Annotated in this window: 21 protein-coding genes; 19 read left to right on the top strand and 2 right to left on the bottom strand. The window is 41.9% G+C overall.

The genetic code is table 11. The features are described 5' to 3' along the window. Positions 1-4 precede the first annotated feature (4 nt). Entirely contained in the window at positions 5-559 is a 555-nt protein-coding gene (locus M9H69_RS08595; RefSeq protein ID WP_000060288.1) for a GNAT family N-acetyltransferase, read from the bottom strand. 109 nt (positions 560-668) lie between these two features. Here M9H69_RS08595 and M9H69_RS08590 point away from each other — a divergent pair, with 109 nt between their 5' ends. Together M9H69_RS08590 and M9H69_RS08585 are read left to right on the top strand one after the other, a co-directional pair. Further along, on the top strand, positions 669-2039 hold the full coding sequence (locus M9H69_RS08590; RefSeq protein ID WP_250315397.1) for an MATE family efflux transporter: 1371 nt from the start codon (positions 669-671) through the stop codon (positions 2037-2039). A gap of 96 nt (positions 2040-2135) precedes the next feature. Continuing rightward, positions 2136-2852 (top strand): YebC/PmpR family DNA-binding transcriptional regulator, encoded by a 717-nt coding sequence (locus tag M9H69_RS08585; RefSeq protein ID WP_000532900.1) that lies wholly within the window; start codon positions 2136-2138, stop codon positions 2850-2852. Between the two features lie 47 nt (positions 2853-2899). On the opposite strand, the gene M9H69_RS08580 is transcribed toward M9H69_RS08585, so the two are convergent. Then, on the bottom strand, positions 2900-3589 hold the full coding sequence (locus M9H69_RS08580) for a DUF308 domain-containing protein (protein WP_084875933.1): 690 nt from the start codon (positions 3587-3589) through the stop codon (positions 2900-2902). A 193-nt stretch (positions 3590-3782) separates the two neighbouring features. Here M9H69_RS08580 and M9H69_RS08575 point away from each other — a divergent pair, with 193 nt between their 5' ends. The 17 genes from M9H69_RS08575 (at position 3783) to rpsG (ending at position 17231) form a co-directional block, all read left to right on the top strand. Then, positions 3783-4244 (top strand): MarR family winged helix-turn-helix transcriptional regulator, encoded by a 462-nt coding sequence (locus M9H69_RS08575; protein WP_000360512.1) that lies wholly within the window; start codon positions 3783-3785, stop codon positions 4242-4244. Further along, positions 4228-5997 (top strand): ABC transporter ATP-binding protein, encoded by a 1770-nt coding sequence (locus tag M9H69_RS08570; protein WP_250315396.1) that lies wholly within the window; start codon positions 4228-4230, stop codon positions 5995-5997. Before M9H69_RS08575 ends, M9H69_RS08570 begins: the two co-directional genes overlap by 17 nt. After that, the gene (locus tag M9H69_RS08565) at positions 5987-7747 is read left to right on the top strand and encodes an ABC transporter ATP-binding protein (RefSeq protein ID WP_250315395.1); all 1761 of its coding nucleotides are present in this window, start codon (positions 5987-5989) and stop codon (positions 7745-7747) included. Before M9H69_RS08570 ends, M9H69_RS08565 begins: the two co-directional genes overlap by 11 nt. Positions 7748-7844: 97 nt before the next feature. Next, complete coding sequence (locus M9H69_RS08560; RefSeq protein WP_250315394.1) at positions 7845-8348, top strand: phosphatase PAP2 family protein; 504 nt, start codon at positions 7845-7847, stop codon at positions 8346-8348. Positions 8349-8461: 113 nt separating this feature from the next. Further along, on the top strand, positions 8462-8908 hold the full coding sequence (locus tag M9H69_RS08555) for a LytTR family DNA-binding domain-containing protein (RefSeq protein ID WP_000776582.1): 447 nt from the start codon (positions 8462-8464) through the stop codon (positions 8906-8908). Positions 8909-8913: 5 nt separating this feature from the next. Further along, positions 8914-9588: a LiaF transmembrane domain-containing protein gene (locus M9H69_RS08550; protein ID WP_250315393.1), complete on the top strand. Its 675-nt coding sequence runs from the start codon at positions 8914-8916 to the stop codon at positions 9586-9588. 106 nt (positions 9589-9694) lie between these two features. After that, complete coding sequence (gene rpmB / locus M9H69_RS08545; RefSeq protein WP_001140948.1) at positions 9695-9883, top strand: 50S ribosomal protein L28; 189 nt, start codon at positions 9695-9697, stop codon at positions 9881-9883. A 259-nt stretch (positions 9884-10142) separates the two neighbouring features. Continuing rightward, a complete protein-coding gene (locus tag M9H69_RS08540; RefSeq protein ID WP_000216438.1) occupies positions 10143-10508 on the top strand; it encodes an Asp23/Gls24 family envelope stress response protein in 366 nt (121 codons plus the stop codon). A gap of 2 nt (positions 10509-10510) precedes the next feature. Then, a complete protein-coding gene (locus M9H69_RS08535) occupies positions 10511-12178 on the top strand; it encodes a DAK2 domain-containing protein (protein ID WP_247917882.1) in 1668 nt (555 codons plus the stop codon). A gap of 124 nt (positions 12179-12302) precedes the next feature. Further along, the gene (locus M9H69_RS08530) at positions 12303-12509 is read left to right on the top strand and encodes a hypothetical protein (RefSeq protein WP_000409926.1); all 207 of its coding nucleotides are present in this window, start codon (positions 12303-12305) and stop codon (positions 12507-12509) included. Beyond that, positions 12506-12700 (top strand): hypothetical protein, encoded by a 195-nt coding sequence (locus M9H69_RS08525; RefSeq protein WP_250315392.1) that lies wholly within the window; start codon positions 12506-12508, stop codon positions 12698-12700. Before M9H69_RS08530 ends, M9H69_RS08525 begins: the two co-directional genes overlap by 4 nt. Further along, positions 12687-13562 carry an ABC transporter ATP-binding protein gene (locus tag M9H69_RS08520; protein ID WP_250315391.1) on the top strand — a complete coding sequence of 292 codons (876 nt, stop codon included), beginning with the start codon at positions 12687-12689 and terminating at the stop codon, positions 13560-13562. Before M9H69_RS08525 ends, M9H69_RS08520 begins: the two co-directional genes overlap by 14 nt. A 12-nt stretch (positions 13563-13574) precedes the next feature. Further along, positions 13575-14309, top strand: a complete 735-nt coding sequence (locus M9H69_RS08515) for an ABC transporter permease (RefSeq protein WP_247945944.1) — start codon at positions 13575-13577, stop codon at positions 14307-14309. A gap of 4 nt (positions 14310-14313) precedes the next feature. Beyond that, positions 14314-15411: a sensor histidine kinase gene (locus M9H69_RS08510; RefSeq protein ID WP_250315390.1), complete on the top strand. Its 1098-nt coding sequence runs from the start codon at positions 14314-14316 to the stop codon at positions 15409-15411. Position 15412: 1 nt separating this feature from the next. Then, the gene (locus M9H69_RS08505; protein ID WP_250315389.1) at positions 15413-16012 is read left to right on the top strand and encodes a response regulator transcription factor; all 600 of its coding nucleotides are present in this window, start codon (positions 15413-15415) and stop codon (positions 16010-16012) included. Positions 16013-16328: 316 nt separating this feature from the next. Beyond that, positions 16329-16742, top strand: a complete 414-nt coding sequence (rpsL, locus tag M9H69_RS08500; RefSeq protein ID WP_001142332.1) for a 30S ribosomal protein S12 — start codon at positions 16329-16331, stop codon at positions 16740-16742. Positions 16743-16760: 18 nt separating this feature from the next. Next, positions 16761-17231 carry a 30S ribosomal protein S7 gene (gene rpsG, locus M9H69_RS08495; protein ID WP_000087873.1) on the top strand — a complete coding sequence of 157 codons (471 nt, stop codon included), beginning with the start codon at positions 16761-16763 and terminating at the stop codon, positions 17229-17231. Positions 17232-17307: the final 76 nt, after the last annotated feature.

The following is a 17307-nucleotide window of genomic DNA, read 5'->3' as shown; positions in this document are numbered from 1 at the left end:
ACAACTAATGATCACTAAAGCGTCTGTATTTAATATGAAAGTCAAAATAATGTTCATCTTGTAATTTTTGGAAGATGTCGCGATAGGCTTCCTCGTCGAAATGGTCACCGCGGTAGAGAATTTCAAAACTCAAGCCATCATACTCTAGAAAAGCGTTAGCTGTTTTAAAGCCATTTTGTTGATAGAAGCTCATACGAGCTTTTCTTTGTTCCAAGTTATCGCATTCTTCATCCAATCGCTCCACTTCAAGCAACATGGTCCGCTGGTAAAAATCAGTTAGTTTGTCGATAATTTCCTTCCCGTACCCGTGACTTCTTAAGTGAGGCATGATGGCAAAAAAGCTAATATAGAAGGCATTTTGGTTGGAGATGGCAAAAGCAAAGCCAACAAATTCTTCTTCGTTATAAAAAGCAAAAAAGTGGGCGTCATCTCGGTCCTGATAGCGCAAAAACTCAGAAAGAGGGACTCGTTCTTCCTCGGGGAAAGCTTCGTTATTTAGCTTTTCAACTTTATCAAGATCTGGAAACACATCGGTTATTAATTGACTGGTCAAACTCATAAATGACCTCCTTTTCTTGATTATAGCAAATTGTCTCTCTGTAAGCAATTGATTTCAGGATTCGTTAAAGAATCTTGTCGGTCCTCTGGAAAGCTGATATAATATCTTTATGAATAAAAAACGAACAGTGGACCTGATTCATGGCTCCATTCTTCCCTCACTTTTGAGCTTCGCCCTTCCAATTCTGTTGTCCAATATCTTCCAACAACTATATAATACAGCTGACGTCTTGATTGTAGGGCGGTTCCTTGGACAAGAATCCCTAGCAGCAGTAGGAGCAACGACGGCTATCTTTGATCTGATTATCGGCTTTGCCCTCGGAGTTGGAAATGGGATGGGAGTTGTCATCGCTCGTCTTTACGGTGCTCGTAATTTTGCTAAGATTAAAGAAGCTGTTGCAGCAACTTGGATTCTGGGTGCCATCCTGAGTGCTCTTGTCATGCTGATAGGCTTCTTCGGTCTTTATCCACTCTTGCAATATTTAGAGACACCTGTAGAAATCCTTCCTCAATCCTATGAGTACATCTCCATGATTGTTACCTGTGTAGGGGTTAGTTTTGCTTACAATCTTTTTGCAGGCTTACTGCGCTCGATTGGCGATAGCCTTGCGGCTCTTGCTTTTCTTATCTTTTCAGCTATCGTTAATGTGATCTTGGATTTATATTTTATTACGCAACTGCATCTGGGAGTTCAGTCTGCGGGTCTTGCAACCATTATCTCGCAGGGTTTGTCAGCAATCCTCTGTTATTTTTATATTCGTAAGAGTGTTCCAGAGATTCTTCCGGGTCTCAAACATTTCAAATGGAATAAGACTCTCTATGTGGATCTCTTGGAGCAGGGACTAGCCATGGGTCTGATGGGGTCAATCGTCTCTATCGGAAGTGTCATTTTGCAATCCTCTGTCAATAGTTTTGGTGCAGTCATTATCAGTGCTCAAACGGCAGCACGGCGAATCATGGCCTTTGCCTTATTACCAATGACAGCTATTTCAGCATCGATGACGACTTTTATCTCTCAAAACTTTGGAGCGAAACGTCCCGAACGTATTGTCCAAGGTCTTCGTTTAGGGAGCTATTTGAGTATGTCTTGGGCAGCCCTTGCCTGTATTTTCCTATTTTTTGCCAGTCCTAGCCTAGTTTCTTTCCTAGCAAGTTCGACAGACAGCTACTTGGTAGAAAACGGGACCTTGTACTTACGTATCAGTTCTGTATTTTATCCATTTTTAAGTCTTTTATTGATTTATAGAAATAGCTTGCAGGGACTAGGCCAAAAACTTTTGCCCCTCGTATCTAGCTTTATCGAGTTGTTTGGAAAAATTATTTTCGTAGCTTGGATTATTCCTTGGACAGGCTACACAGGTGTTATTCTCTGTGAACCGCTACTCTGGGTTGTGATGACTGTCCAACTTTACTTCTCCCTTTCCCGACACCCTTGGATAAAAGAAGGCAAGAAAATCGTGGCAGTCGGAGGGAAATCCTAGCTTGCTTTGCAAAAGAAAATCCATTTCCTCTAGTGAAAATCAGCTAGACTTGTGTTATAATAAGAAAGATTAAAATGTGAAAAAAGGAGATTCCTAATGGGACGTAAATGGGCCAATATCGTAGCCAAGAAAACGGCTAAAGATGGAGCTAACTCTAAAGTGTATGCAAAATTTGGTGTAGAAATCTATGTAGCAGCTAAAAAAGGGGAACCAGATCCAGAATCAAACACTGCTTTGAAATTCGTTATCGATCGTGCTAAACAAGCGCAGGTGCCAAAACACGTTATTGATAAGGCTATCGATAAGGCAAAAGGAAACACAGACGAAACCTTTACAGAAGGACGTTACGAAGGATTTGGACCAAATGGTTCTATGCTGATTGTGGATACCTTGACTTCAAACGTCAACCGTACAGCTGCGAACGTTCGTGCTGCTTTTGGTAAAAATGGCGGTAACATGGGAGCTTCAGGTTCTGTTTCTTACCTCTTTGACAACAAGGGTGTTATCGTATTTGCTGGTGATGATGCGGATGCTATCTTTGAGCTTTTGCTTGAAGCAGACATTGATGTGGATGATGTAGAAGCAGAAGAAGGAACAATCACTGTTTACACAGCTCCAACTGACCTTCACAAGGCTATCGTTGTCCTTCGTGAGTCAGGTGTCGAAGAATTCCAAGTTACTGAACTGGAAATGATTCCTCAGTCAGAAGTTGAGTTGTCAGGTGAAGATTTGGAAACCTTTGAAAAACTTTACAGCGTTCTTGAGGATGATGAGGACGTCCAAAAGATCTACACAAATGTTGATGGATTCTAATAAAAAAGCGAACAGACTTGCTAGCTGTTCGCTTTTTATATTTGAGATTAGATTCTGGTTCCAGAATCTCTTTGCTGCTGGCTTTCTCCTAGGCCTACAGCTATTTTATGAACTAGTAAGAGTTGACCATTATCCTGTTTTACAAAGGTTAGAGTAACGGTTTTGATTCTATCATCAATGCCAATATAGGTAATTTTCTTTGTGTCGTAGCCCTCAATAGTGGAATCAAACTCGGAGTCTGGCAGTCCGTGTTTTTTGATAATATCCTTGTAGTTGGTACCACCTTTTCCTTTGTTATCAAGGTCACCTTCAATTAAAGCGTCGAACTGTTCTTGTGTCCAAGTGAAGGTATCGTCTTCTTCCTCATCTTCGGGGAGTGAATCAATGGTATCATCTGTCAAGTCGCGTTCCATTGAGGAGCTAGCTTCTCTATAGGAACGGTTAAACTCTCTGATAAAATCTTTGTAGACATTAGCGTACAGTATCTGGGTCGTAAAGAAAAGTACAACAGAAGCAACTGCGAGAGATGTTCCGATAATGGCCATTGTTTTCCGTTTTTTGAGATTGGCAATAAGTCCGATAATACCTAAGATCAACGCGACAATAGCGATGAAAAACGATAGATAGTTAATAAACGGGATCCAGGACCCTAAAAGTGCGATGGCTCCAAAAATGGTTGCTAAAATCCCTAAAACTTTTTGTTCTTCTGGTTTCATTTGAACGTTTTCTCCCTTCATCAAGTGAATGGATTCCTATCCACGGTAGCTAGTGCTTATTATAGAGAAAATATTCTCCAATGTCAATTCAGACTAAAATAGTTCTCTAGGAAACTTTTTTCTTGACATCTCTTCTGAAAGTGATAAAATAGTTCTCATGGAAACTTAATTAGTTCTCCTGAGAACTATATTCAATCGTGAGAAAGGAGCAATCATGGACAAGCCGATGTTGATTTTTAAACGCTTTGGGCACCAGGTTCACCTGATGGTACAGAAAGAAGCCAAGCGTTGCGGCATTGAATTTATGGGTGGACCGCAAGGGCAAGTTCTGCGTTTTTTAGATCATTGTGAGCAAAAAGAGGAACTGGTTCTGATTAAAGATATCGAGCAGGAACTCAATATTACCAAATCTGTGGCGAGTAATTTAGTCAAGCGCATGGTGCAAAATGGTTTGGTTGAGCTAGAGGCCAGTCCAAGTGATAAACGAGCAAAATTTGTTCGTTTGACTGACAAATCACGATCTCAGATGCAAGAAGTTAAGGCATTTTTTGATCGGATTGATCAGAGTCTGCTAGACGGGGTTTCAAAGTCGGACTTGGCAATTTTTGAAAAGGTCCTCGGTCAGTTGCAAGAAAATGTTGAGAAGATAGGAGGAGAGAATGAAGAAACTCGCTAAACGTATTACAGGAAAAGAGTGGGGGATGATTGTCCTCGCGATTCTTTTCACTTGTTTCTCGGTCTATCTCGAGTTAGAGGTACCGACCTACATTTCACAAATTACAGAGTTACTTGGAACGTCTGGAACGCAGTTGGATGCACTCTGGTCACCAGCTGCGAAGATGATTGGTTTGTCTTTATTGGCTTTCTTTTCATCTGTTATGGTTGGTTTCTTTGCCGCTCGCGTTGCAGCATCCTATACAACCCATCTACGCACTGATGTATTTCATCAGGTTTTGGATTTTTCGCAGACAGAGATCAAACGTTTTTCAATCCCAAGTCTTTTGACTCGGACGACCAATGATATCACTCAGATTCAGATGCTCTTTACTATGGGCTTACAGGTAGTGACTCGTGGGCCTATCATGGCCATCTGGGCCATTGGAAAAATCCTTGGGAAGTCGGAATACTGGCTCTGGGCAGTGGTTGTGGCTGTTATTGTGAATGTCTTGATGACCACTATTCTCATGACTCTGGCCTTTCCAAAACAATCTGTCATCCAAAAATTGACAGATAAACTCAATAGCATCACTCGTGAAAGCTTGACTGGGATTCGAGTTGTTCGTGCATACAATGCGGAAGATTACCAAGATGAAAAATTTGAAGCAGCCAATGATGAGGTGACACGTCTCAATCTCTTTGTCAATCGATTGATGGCGATTATGAACCCAATCATGATGGCCATTTCAAGTGGACTAAGTTTAGCCATTTACTGGATTGGTGCCTATATCATCAACGACGCAAGTTTGGCAGAACGTTTGCCACTCTTTAGTGATATGGTGGTCTTCATGTCCTATGCTATGCAGGTCGTGATGGGCTTCCTTCTCATGGGAGCACTCTTTATCGTTCTTCCTCGTACCTTAGTTTCGGCAGGACGTATCAATCAAGTATTGGATCTGCATCCTTCTATTGAAAATCCTGGTCATGCACAGACGGCGGATCCTTCAATTCAAGGACAAGTGGAATTCCGTGATGTGACTTTCCGCTACTCTAAAAATTCTGAAGCAGTCGTGGAACATGTCACTTTCAAAGCAGAAGCGGGTCAAACCGTAGCCTTCATTGGATCGACTGGATCAGGTAAGTCCACGCTTGTCAACCTCTTGCCTCGTTTTTACGACGTTTCAGATGGAGAAATCCTAGTGGACGAAGTTAATGTTCAAGACTATGACTTTGAAGATTTGCGCAACAAGGTTGGTTATATTCCTCAAAAAGCTGTGCTCTTTTCTGGAGATGTCAAGGGGAACTTGGACTTTGGCAAAAGCAAAGAAACTCCTCTAAGCGAAGCTGCTATGTGGCAAGCCCTTGAAATGGCCCAGTCTAAAAGCTTCATAGAGGATAAGGAAGCAGGACTTGCATCAGAAGTAGCCCAAGGTGGAACCAACTTCTCAGGAGGTCAAAGACAGCGTTTGGCCATTGCGCGTGCCTTGGCTCGTAAACCAGAGATTCTCATTTTTGATGACTCCTTCTCAGCCTTGGACTACAAGACGGATCGTATCTTACGCCAAGAGCTAGCTGAGAAAACACAATCCATGACCAAGCTCATCGTAGCGCAGCGGATTTCTACCATTATGGATGCTGACCTGATCTTAGTCTTGGATCAAGGAAAAGTCGTGGGACAAGGCACCCACAAGGAACTTCTAGCCACCAACGAAGTCTACCAAGAAATTGCCTACTCACAACTATCGAAGGAGGAATTGGAACATGGAAAATAAAAAAGTGTCGGTCTGGGAACAGTGCAAACCTTATATGGCAGGCCTCCAACTCCCTCTCCTAATAGCAGTTGTGGCTGCAGTTATTTCAAGCATCATTACCGTTTATGGTCCAACTAAGATTAAAGAAATTACTAACTTGATTTCAGATGGCTTGATGACAGGAATTGATTTAGAGGCTGTTTCAAGTATTGCTAGCTTTTTAGTGATTCTCTATGTATTTGGTGCCATCCTTAACTATACACAGGCCTATATCTTTTCAACAAGTATCCAACATTTTTCAAAACGCTTGCGGACAGCAATCGCTGAAAAGATCAATCGTTTGCCCCTTGGCTATTTTGATCGTCATTCGCAAGGGGACACTCTATCTCGTGTGACCAATGATGTGGATACGGCGGCGCAATCTCTCAACCAAAGTCTCGGAACAGTTATCTCAGCCAGCTTCTTGTTGATTGCTGTTTTGGTGACCATGTTTAGTATGAACTGGATTTTAGCTCTGGTAACGGTTGTTTCTACGTTTGTTGGTTTTGCGGCGGTTTCAGTAATTATGGCCAAGTCACAGGGTTATTTTAAAGCCCAACAAAATAATCTAGCAGCCGTCAATGGTTATGTGGAAGAGATGTACTCTGGCCACAATGTAGTGACTAGCTACAACGCAGTGGACACCTCCAAAGCGAGATTTGCAGGTTTAAACCAAAACTTGCATGATAGTATCTGGAAATCTCAGTTTATCTCTGGTATCATGATGCCAGCCATGTTCTTTGTTGGGAATTTTAGCTATGTTTTGGTCATCATCGTTGGGGCTGCGCTTGCTCTAGAAGGGCATATCACTATAGGGATTATTGTAGCCTTTATGGTTTACGTACGGACCTTCTCCCAACCCCTGTCACAGATTGCCCAAGGGATTACGAGCTTACAACAAGCGAGTGCAGCCATGGGACGTGTCTTTGAATTTCTAGGTGAAGCTGAGATGCAGGATGAATCCCATAAGGAAAGACAATTGACTGGCATGAGAGGAGAAGTGGTCTTTGATCGCGTATCCTTTGGTTATACACCAGAACGCACCATCATCCATGACTTTTCTGCGACAGCTCATGCAGGCCAGAAGGTCGCTATCGTTGGGCCTACTGGAGCTGGTAAGACAACCATTGTCAATCTTTTGATGAAGTTCTATGAGATTGATAAGGGAAGTATCCGTATCGATGGTGTCGATACCAAGGATATGAAGCGCTCAGAAGTACACGATGCCTTTTCAATGGTCTTGCAAGATACTTGGCTCTTTGAAGGAACGATTCGAGAAAATCTCATCTACAATCAAACGGGCATCAGTGATGAACGAATGATGGAAGCAAGCAAGGCTGTGGGAATCCACCACTTTATCATGACTTTGCCAGATGGCTACGATACTGTTTTGGATGACACCGTGACCTTGTCTGTTGGACAAAAACAGCTCTTGACCATTGCTCGTGCCCTTCTCAAGGATGCACCGCTCTTGATTTTGGATGAAGCGACATCCTCAGTCGACACACGTACAGAGGAGCTGATTCAAAAAGCCATGGACCGTTTGATGGAAGGCAGAACTTCCTTTGTCATCGCCCACCGCTTGTCAACGATTCGTAATGCAGATTTGATTCTTGTCATGAAAGATGGAAATATCATCGAGCAAGGCAATCACGAGGAGCTGATGGCGCAAGGTGGCTTCTATGCGGATCTCTACAATAGTCAATTTACAGAAGACGAAGCAGAAGAATAAATCTAAAGAAGGCTTGACGGCCTTCTTTTTCTGCACTATACTAGAAGACAAACGTCTCACCTGTAGACGAAAACAAGGTAATGAATGAGAATTATAAATGAAAAATTATCAAGAATGGTATCGAAATATCAGCTCCAGACTAACTAGTCATCCCCCTCTTTTATTCCTATTACGCAGTTTCAATCGTTTGATGACAGTCGCCATGCCCCTGATCTATTTGATCTTGCTAGTCACCACTTACCTGCAACTAGGACTTGGTCAGCAAGTCGGGGTCTATTTGTTTGTCCCTGCTACAGGCTTTGTGATCTTGTCCCTGTTTCGTAAGAAAATCAATCACCCGCGACCCTATGAAACTTGGAACATCAGTCCCCTACTTGAAAAGGATAGCTTGGGACAGTCTATGCCCAGTCGCCATGTCTTTTCGGCAACTATCATCTCCCTGGCCTGTCTGCATGCTAGTCTACCTGTTGGCTTAGCATGCTTGATTTTTTCAGCTTTGCTGGGCTTGGTGAGGGTTTTAGGGGGTGTTCATTATCCTAAGGATGTCTTAGTTGGCTATGCTTGTGGTCTGGTGTGGGGATCCCTTTTCTTCCTATTCTGACATGTAAGTTAAGCTAGTCCTACAACCACTTACTGCTTTAAATTGACCACTTGCTTTTTTGCCCTTGTATTCCTAACTTAGCTTTGATATAGTAGAGTCAGAAAGGAGATGTGATGAAGTTACGAATTGAGATTGACGGCAATTTAGAGGAGACTGAAATTGTCATCAAGACCCCTGCTTTGACAGATGAAATTGCAGACTTGCAACGGCTCTTGCAAGAGTCAAAGGCTCCGAGGTTGACTTTTTACAAGGGGACAGGTGAATATTATCTAGACCTTTCAGAAATTCTCTTCTTTGAAACAGAAGGGAGCAAGATCTACGCTCATAACCAGAAGGAAGCCTATGAAGTTCGTCTCAAACTTTATGAGTTGGAGTCCATCTTGCCTCGCTATTTCAGTCGGGTATCCAAGTCAACTATCGCAAACATCCGTCAGATTTACTCAGTGGACAAGTCCTTTTCAGGAACGGGCACCATTTCCTTTTATCAGACGCACAAGGAGGTTCATGTTTCACGACATTACCAATCCCTCCTAAAAGAAAATCTAAGAAACATGAGGTAAAAAGCATGAAAAAGAAAGCATTTGGTATTGTTTTATTGGTTTTAGCAGCTTGGATCTTGCTGCAAGGAAATTTTGGCATTCCTTCTTTGGATGGTAAAATATGGCCTTTGATTGGTATCGCCTTTTTTGCTTACCAATCAGTTGAAGCTTTGCTTCGTCGTCATCTAACATCAGCAGTTTTTACCGCTCTAGTAGCCTTAATGATTGCGAATCATTTTTATAACATTTTTCCTATTCCAAACCAGTCTTTGTTTTGGGCTAGTATCTTAGCAGTGCTAGGAGTTGGCTATCTCACTCACTCAAGTAAGTTTTGGTATGGCAAAAAATGGTGGTACAATGGGAAAAAAACAGTCGTCACGGATAAGGAAGTCGCTTTTGGTAGTGGGACCTTCTATAAGCAAGATCAAGATCTCGTAGATGACCAAGTTGAAGTTGCTTTTGGAGATGCAAAAATCTACTATGATAATGCAGAGATGTTAGGTGATTTTGCAACTCTGAATATCGAAGTGGCTTTTGGTAATGCAACTGTCTATGTTCCACAACACTGGCGTGTCGATTTGAAAGTAGAAACCTCCTTTGGTGCAGCTAAGGCAGATGCTCCTGTAGCGCCAACAAACAAAACCTTGATTATCCGTGGGGAAGTCGCTTTTGGTAAACTTGGAGTTGTTTACGTTAAATAAAAAAAGTCTCCGAATTTCCTTGCCAAAATAGAGAAAGTGTGATAACATAGTACGGTATGTGGTGCTAGCACATCCGCTATATTAGATCTAATAGGAGGAAAACACAATGGCTAAAGTATGTTACTTTACAGGTCGTAAGACTGTATCGGGAAACAACCGTTCACACGCGATGAACCAAACAAAACGTGCCGTAAAACCAAACCTTCAAAAAGTTACTGTTCTTATCGATGGTAAACCTAAAAAAGTTTGGGCTTCAGCTCGTGCTTTGAAATCAGGTAAAGTTGAACGCGTTTAATAAAGATGAAAAGACCGCTTAGGTCTTTTTTTTTTTGCTCTAGAGATAAAACCATTTGAAAAATAGAGTAATACTCTTCGAAAATCAAATTCAAACCACGTCAGCTTCGCCTTGCCGTACTCAAGTACTGTCTGTGGCTAGCTTCCTAGTTTGCTTTTTGATTTTCATTGAGTATAAATATCCGCCGATACAGCATTCTGCTTTTACACTTGGGCTGAAATATGATAAAATAGAGTATCAACTAGTTGAGGTAAAAAAAATGACTGTAAAAATTAATACAAAAGATGGTCAAATCGAACTGACAGATGAAGTGATTGCAACCGTAGTAGGTGGTGCCGCAACTGAGATTTTTGGTGTGGTCGGTATGGCTAGTAAAAATGCCCTCAAAGACAATTTCCAAGCCCTTCTTGGTAAGGAAAATTATTCTAAGGGTGTTGTCGTGAAGGCAGCCGAGGATGGTAGCATTGCAGTTGATGTTTATACCGTATTGAGCTACGGAGTAAAGATAAGCGAAGTGTCAAAAAACATTCAAGAGCGTGTTCGTTTTAGTTTAGAAAATCAACTAGGAATTACTGCTCAGACTGTGAATGTCTACATTCAAAATATCAAAGTTGTAGGAGAATAATCGTGTCAAAAATTACTACCAGTTTATTCCAAGAGATGGTGCAGGCTGCATCAACTCGTTTGAATAAGCAAGCAGAATATGTCAATTCATTGAACGTCTTTCCAGTTCCAGATGGAGATACTGGGACAAACATGGGAATGACCATTGAAAATGGTGCGAAAGAAGTAGCAGACAAGCCTGCTTCTACAGTTGGAGAAGTAGCGAGCATTCTTGCCAAAGGGCTCTTGATGGGTGCGCGTGGGAACTCAGGGGTTATCACTTCTCAGCTCTTCCGTGGCTTCTCTCAGGCTATCAAGGAAAAAGATGAATTAACAGGTCAAGACTTGGCTCTTGCCTTCCAATCCGGTGTCGAAGTAGCTTATAAAGCGGTTATGAAACCAGTTGAAGGAACTATTTTGACTGTTTCTCGTGGTGCAGCCATTGGGGCTAAGAAAAAGGCCGAGGAGACAGATGATGCTGTTGAGGTCATGCGTGCAGCCTTGGAAGGCGCGAAAGCAGCTTTGGCTAAGACACCAGAAATGCTTCCAGTCCTTAAGGAAGTTGGTGTGGTAGACTCAGGTGGTCAAGGTTTGGTCTTCATCTACGAAGGCTTCCTTTCAGCTCTTACTGGTGAATACAGTGCTTCTGAAGACTTTGTAGCGACTCCTGCCAACATGAGTGAAATGATCAATGCAGAGCACCACAAGTCTGTAGCAGGGCATGTGGCAACTGAGGATATTACCTTCGGTTACTGTACAGAGATCATGGTAGCTCTCAAACAAGGTCCAACTTATTCTAAGGACTTTGACTACGATGAATTCCGTAACTACTTGAATGACTTAGGTGACTCTCTACTTGTTGTCAATGATGATGAAATCGTCAAAGTTCACGTCCATACAGAAGATCCAGGTCTTGTCATGCAAGAAGGTCTTAAATATGGTAGCTTGATCAAGGTCAAAGTGGACAACATGCGTAATCAACACGAGGCGCAAGTTGAAAAAGAAGCAACTCAAGGAAACAAGCCTGCTGAAACAAAAGAGTATGCCCTTATCGCAGTAGTAGCTGGTCAAGGTTTAGCAGATATCTTCCGTGCCCAAGGTGTGGATTATGTCATCGAAGGTGGTCAGACAATGAACCCTTCAACAGAAGACTTTATCAAGGCTGTTGAACAGGTCAATGCTCGCAACATCATCTTCTTGCCGAACAACAAAAATATCTTTATGGCAGCTCAGTCTGCGGCTGAAGTGCTTGAACAACCTGCTGTTGTGGTAGAAGCACGTACAATTCCTCAAGGGTTGACGAGTCTTCTTGCCTTCGATCCAAGCAAGTCTATCGAAGAAAATAAAGAACGCATGACTGCAGCTCTTGGTGATGTGGTCAGCGGTAGTGTAACAACAGCCGTTCGTGACACGACTATCGATGGTTTGGAAATTCATGAAAATGACAATCTTGGTATGGTAGATGGTAAGATCCTCGTATCAAACCCTGACATGCACCAAACTTTGACTAAAACATTGAAACATATGTTGGATGAAGACAGTGAAATCGTAACCTTCTATATTGGTGAAGATGGAAGTGAAGAATTGGCTAACCAAATCGCCCAAGAAATCACAGAAGAATTCGAAGATGTTGAAGTAGAGATTCACCAAGGTCAACAACCTGTATATCCATATCTTTTCAGTGTGGAATAAAAATTTAATCGATTAAAAAGAAAGTTGATTTTGCAGCTTTCTTTTTTTATGACATTTGTCATATTTCCTAGTGACAGAAGCATCTAGCTCCGCTAACTTCAAAAGACTATAATTGAAGTATGAAATGGAGAAAGAAGAAATGAAAAATAAAATGATTGTCGCAGTGAGTTTAGTAGCAGCAGGAGTTATGACCTATCTCATGTTTTCAGGATTGGACGAAGGTTTCTACCATTTTCCTTGGGAGCTCTTTGCTGGCTTTGGAATGATGTCTTGGCTTGTCAGAGAAGGTTTGAAATTAGTCAGAGAAGTGAAAAAGGAGTTTGAGGAATGAAAAAAACAATCACCTATCTTTTTATCGGCCTGTCACTCTTGGCATGGTTAGTGGAAATGTTTACAGGTTGGTTTGACCAAACCTTGCTTCGCCAATTCATTCGTGGTGCTTGGGGGATTGGATTTATGATTTTTGTCGTTTTCCCTATGGGAATGGAGTGGTTGAAAGGAGAATCTCATGACTGTGATTAAAGTTGAGAAATTGAGTAAGAAAATAAAAGACAAGGAGATCTTGCGGAACATCTCCTTTGAAATCAACGATGGTGAATGTGTCGCCTTGATAGGACCTAATGGAGCAGGAAAGACAACTTTGATTGATTGCCTCTTGGGTGACAAGTTCGTGAGCTCAGGTCAGGTAACCATTCAAGGATTTGCGCCAATCGATCCTCGATTAAAGCAGCTTGTTTCTGTCTTGCCTCAAGAAAATGCAGTTGTCCAAAGCTTGAAAGTGAAAGAACTTCTATCATTTTTCAAGTCACTTTATCCTAACAGTCTTTCAGACAAAGAAATTGATGATTTGCTAAGGTTTTCGGACAAGCAGAAAAATCAGCTAGCGGGCAAGTTGTCTGGTGGGCAAAAACGTTTGTTCTCTTTCGTGTTGACTTTAATAGGTCGTCCGGAAATTCTATTTTTAGACGAGCCAACTGCTGCCATGGATACCTCGACACGTCAGCATTTTTGGGAAATTGTCAATCGGTTAAAGAAAAATGGTGTCACCATTGTCTACTCTTCTCACTATATCGAAGAGGTAGAACATACGGCTGACCGCATCTTGGTCCTCCACAAGGGCGAATTGATTCGTGACACGACACCTTATGCCATGCGTGGTGAAGAACAAGAAAAGCATTTTACGGTGCCTCTAACCTATCAGGATTTTGTCAGTACCTTGACTGTGGTTCAAGAGATTGAAATCAAGCAAAATGCACTTTCCTTCACAACCAAAGAAGCCAGCCAGGTATGGGAAGTCTTGAAAGAACAGGGCTGCACGATCGAAGAAATTGAAGTTCGCAATCGAACTCTCTTAGACAGCATCTTCGAAACGACTCAAGACTAAAGGAGATTGACGATGAAAAATATGACAAGTCTCATGAAAGTGGAAATCATTCTGATGAAACGGCAAGCCGTCTACTACTTGCTTTCCATCGGACTTCCAAGTGTGTTTTACCTTATCTTTTCTGGTATGATGTCAGGGTCAGATATTCCAGAGATCGCTCTTCAAGCCTATCTTTTTGCCATGACGCTCTTTAGTATCATGTCAAGCGCCTTTTTCAGCATTCCTAGCACACTCGAGTCTGATAAGACAAACAACTGGCAAAAATTGATTCAACATTCTCCCGTATCTATGGTAGAATATTATGTATCAAAACTGTTCAGTACTCTACTGACTTTCTTGTTATCAATTATAGTTGTCTTTTCAGTTGGTCATTTTGTCCGTGGAGTGACTCTGCCTTGGCTTGATTGGTTGGTGATTGGAGTTATGTTGCTGGTCGGAAGTGTGGTCTTTATCAGTATGGGGGTCTTGGTGAGCTTGCTTCCCAGTGCTCAATTGATGACGGTTATTGGAAATATTGCCTATATTGCTTTGGCTGTCCTAGGTGGACTCTGGTTCCCTTTGAGTTCCTTCCCAGAATGGCTCCAATCTATTGGAAAACTGACTCCAACCTATCAACTGATGCAGGTCGTCTCTACTTATTTGGAGCACCATGAGTTGAATATTCTTTCTGCCTTGGTTGTACTAGGCTATACAGTGTTCTTTAGTGTACTGGTAATCCAGCTTAAAAAACGGATTGAGGTAAAATAAATCTATGTTGGAAAAATTTAAAAACACTCATTATATGTTTCATATTTCAACAGTGTTTATCATCTTTCCTATAGCGGGTGTCATCGTTGGAGAGTACCCGCTTTTAACCTTGTTATGGACCCTACTATTTGTCCTAGCTTTCTATTCGGTTTTAGTCAGTCAGAATCGCACCGTGCAGTGGCTAGCTTGGTGGATCATGCTTGCTTACATTTTTTACAGTTCCGTTTGGCTGAATGGGAGCTTCGCTTGGTTTATCTTTTATTTATCAAACCTCCTTATTTACCAACTGGATGAGATTTCTTTTCACTCTTGGCGTTTTGTCAGCTTTATTGTCTTACAACCGCTGATTTTGACAGGGATTTATATGGTCGATCAAGTTAGTCCCTGGCAACTGCTCTTTTTCTTGGTGACCTTTGTCTTTTCTGATGCCTTGACTTTTGGTCTCTATCGAATTCGGATGGCAGAAGAGCTAAAAGAAGAAAAGAGAAAACAAAATGCAAAGCTCAATCTCTTCTTGGCTGAAAATGAACGCAGTCGTATCGGCCAGGATCTCCATGACAGTCTAGGCCATACTTTTGCTATGTTGAGTGTGAAGACGGATCTTGCCCTCCAGCTTCTTCAAATGGAGGCCTATCCTCAAGTAGAAAAAGAATTAAAAGAAATTCATCAGATCAGTAAAGAATCCATGAACGAAGTTCGTACCATCATTGAAAATCTTAAAACCAGAACTCTTGTGTCTGAATTTGCGACTGTGAAAAAAATGCTGGAAATTGCTGGAATTGAAACGGAAGTCAATCACCAACTAGATACTGCTAGCCTAACTCAGGAATTGGAGTCAACAGCTTCCATGATTTTGCTTGAATTGGTGACCAATATCATCAAACATGCCAAAGCATCCAAAGCCTACTTAAAATTAGAACGAACAGAGAAAGAACTTATTCTAACAGTGAGAGATGATGGCTGTGGCTTTGCTTCTCTAAAGGGAGATGAACTCCATACCGTTCGAGATCGTGTCCTTCCTTTTTCAGGAGAAGTAAAAGTGATCAGTCAGAAACATCCAACTGAAGTGCAGGTTCGACTACCTTATAAGGAGAGAAACTAAGATGAAACTACTTGTTGCAGAAGATCAAAGTATGTTGCGAGATGCTATGTGCCAGTTGCTTACCTTTCAACCAGATGTAGATTCTGTCCTACAAGCTAAGGATGGCCAAGAGGCAATCCAACTCCTAGAAAAAGAGTCTGTGGATATCGCCATTCTTGACGTAGAAATGCCTGTTAAGACAGGCCTCGAAGTCTTGGAGTGGATACGAACAGAAAAGGCGGAAACAAAGGTGGTTGTGGTGACGACTTTCAAGCGCCCCGGCTATTTTGAACGTGCGGTCAAGGCTGGAGTGGATGCTTATGTCTTAAAAGAAAGAAGCATTGCGGACCTTATGCAAACCTTGCACACTGTTCTCGAAGGACGCAAGGAATATTCGCCTGAATTGATGGAAGTGGTGATGACACATCCCAATCCGTTAACAGAGCAAGAAATCGCTGTTTTAAAGGGAATTGCTCAGGGCTTGTCTAACCAAGAAATCGCAGATCAGCTTTATCTATCAAATGGAACCGTCCGAAACTATGTTACCAATATTCTTTCGAAACTAGATGCTGGTAATCGAACAGATGCAGCCAACATCGCAAAAGAATCTGGTTGGCTTTGATAAGAAAGATAAAAAACAACTCAAATGATTGCTAAATCGAAGGAAATCCATACTAGAATGTAGGAGGCAGATTGCCTCCTTTTTTGTTTAGAAAAGCAGTGAAAACCAGTGTCAAAGAGTTAAAAGATCAGAATAAAAATGAAAAATATCTTGACAATGAAGGAAAAATTGTGTTACAATAATAGATGGTACTTTTTACTTTTGGTCTCTCAAAAGTGTACAGGGACGTGCTGACAAATGTTGCAAAAGTACACACAGATGGTAGCTGTCACCAAGTGTATCATCACCAAAAATAAAAAAACACAGGAGAATGTAGATGCCTACAATTAACCAATTGGTTCGCAAACCGCGTAAATCAAAAGTAGAAAAATCTAAATCACCAGCTTTGAACGTTGGTTACAACAGTCATAAAAAAGTTCAAACAAACGTTTCTTCACCACAAAAACGTGGTGTAGCAACTCGTGTTGGAACAATGACACCTAAAAAACCTAACTCTGCCCTTCGTAAATTTGCTCGTGTACGTTTGAGCAACCTTATCGAAGTTACTGCCTACATCCCAGGTATCGGACACAACTTGCAAGAGCACAGCGTGGTGCTTCTTCGTGGTGGACGTGTAAAAGACCTTCCAGGGGTACGTTACCATATCGTCCGTGGTGCACTTGATACTGCAGGTGTTAACGATCGTAAACAAGGCCGTTCTAAATACGGTACTAAACGTCCAAAAGCATAAGGAAAGGGGAAAAGAGAAATGAGTCGTAAAAATAGAGCTCCAAAACGTGACGTATTGCCAGATCCGCTTTACAATTCACAACTAGTTACTCGTCTTATCAACCGCGTTATGCTTGATGGTAAACGTGGTACAGCTGCTTCAATCGTTTACGGTGCTTTTGAGCAAATCAAAGAAGCTACTGGCAACGATGCACTTGAAGTATTTGAAACAGCTATGGAAAACATCATGCCTGTACTTGAAGTACGTGCACGTCGTGTTGGTGGATCTAACTACCAAGTCCCAGTTGAAGTTCGTCCAGAACGTCGTACAACACTTGGACTTCGTTGGTTGGTAACCATCGCTCGCCTTCGTGGTGAACACACAATGCAAGATCGTCTTGCAAAAGAAATCTTGGATGCTGCTAACAACACTGGTGCAGCAGTTAAGAAACGTGAAGACACTCACCGTATGGCTGAAGCTAACCGTGCCTTCGCACACTTCCGTTGGTAATATAGGATGCGAAAGCGTTAAGAAAGTCCCAGAGAAAATAGGGAATCGAAGCAGGTTGCGATTGCAACCAATGAGA

The organism is Streptococcus oralis (assembly GCF_023611505.1).
GTDB lineage: Bacteria > Bacillota > Bacilli > Lactobacillales > Streptococcaceae > Streptococcus > Streptococcus oralis_CT.
The sequence above is the reverse complement of the archived record's forward strand: the minus strand, read 5'-3'. Positions and strand labels throughout refer to the sequence as shown.

Excerpts from the sequence above, each read along its gene's own strand:
- M9H69_RS08520 (WP_250315391.1), top strand. The coding sequence starts at position 12,687 with ATGACTGTGATTAAAGTTGAGAAATTGAGTAAGAAAATAAAAGACAAG.
- M9H69_RS08560 (WP_250315394.1), top strand. The coding sequence starts at position 7,845 with ATGAAAAATTATCAAGAATGGTATCGAAATATCAGCTCCAGACTAACT.
- M9H69_RS08585 (WP_000532900.1), top strand. The coding sequence starts at position 2,136 with ATGGGACGTAAATGGGCCAATATCGTAGCCAAGAAAACGGCTAAAGAT.
- M9H69_RS08565 (WP_250315395.1), top strand. The coding sequence starts at position 5,987 with ATGGAAAATAAAAAAGTGTCGGTCTGGGAACAGTGCAAACCTTATATG.
- M9H69_RS08580 (WP_084875933.1), bottom strand. The coding sequence starts at position 3,589 with ATGAAGGGAGAAAACGTTCAAATGAAACCAGAAGAACAAAAAGTTTTA.
- M9H69_RS08505 (WP_250315389.1), top strand. The coding sequence starts at position 15,413 with ATGAAACTACTTGTTGCAGAAGATCAAAGTATGTTGCGAGATGCTATG.
- rpmB (WP_001140948.1), top strand. The coding sequence starts at position 9,695 with ATGGCTAAAGTATGTTACTTTACAGGTCGTAAGACTGTATCGGGAAAC.
- M9H69_RS08510 (WP_250315390.1), top strand. The coding sequence starts at position 14,314 with ATGTTGGAAAAATTTAAAAACACTCATTATATGTTTCATATTTCAACA.
- M9H69_RS08555 (WP_000776582.1), top strand. The coding sequence starts at position 8,462 with ATGAAGTTACGAATTGAGATTGACGGCAATTTAGAGGAGACTGAAATT.
- M9H69_RS08595 (WP_000060288.1), bottom strand. The coding sequence starts at position 559 with ATGAGTTTGACCAGTCAATTAATAACCGATGTGTTTCCAGATCTTGAT.
- M9H69_RS08590 (WP_250315397.1), top strand. The coding sequence starts at position 669 with ATGAATAAAAAACGAACAGTGGACCTGATTCATGGCTCCATTCTTCCC.
- rpsG (WP_000087873.1), top strand. The coding sequence starts at position 16,761 with ATGAGTCGTAAAAATAGAGCTCCAAAACGTGACGTATTGCCAGATCCG.
- M9H69_RS08570 (WP_250315396.1), top strand. The coding sequence starts at position 4,228 with ATGAAGAAACTCGCTAAACGTATTACAGGAAAAGAGTGGGGGATGATT.
- M9H69_RS08530 (WP_000409926.1), top strand. The coding sequence starts at position 12,303 with ATGGAGAAAGAAGAAATGAAAAATAAAATGATTGTCGCAGTGAGTTTA.
- rpsL (WP_001142332.1), top strand. The coding sequence starts at position 16,329 with ATGCCTACAATTAACCAATTGGTTCGCAAACCGCGTAAATCAAAAGTA.
- M9H69_RS08575 (WP_000360512.1), top strand. The coding sequence starts at position 3,783 with ATGGACAAGCCGATGTTGATTTTTAAACGCTTTGGGCACCAGGTTCAC.
- M9H69_RS08515 (WP_247945944.1), top strand. The coding sequence starts at position 13,575 with ATGAAAAATATGACAAGTCTCATGAAAGTGGAAATCATTCTGATGAAA.
- M9H69_RS08525 (WP_250315392.1), top strand. The coding sequence starts at position 12,506 with ATGAAAAAAACAATCACCTATCTTTTTATCGGCCTGTCACTCTTGGCA.
- M9H69_RS08540 (WP_000216438.1), top strand. The coding sequence starts at position 10,143 with ATGACTGTAAAAATTAATACAAAAGATGGTCAAATCGAACTGACAGAT.
- M9H69_RS08550 (WP_250315393.1), top strand. The coding sequence starts at position 8,914 with ATGAAAAAGAAAGCATTTGGTATTGTTTTATTGGTTTTAGCAGCTTGG.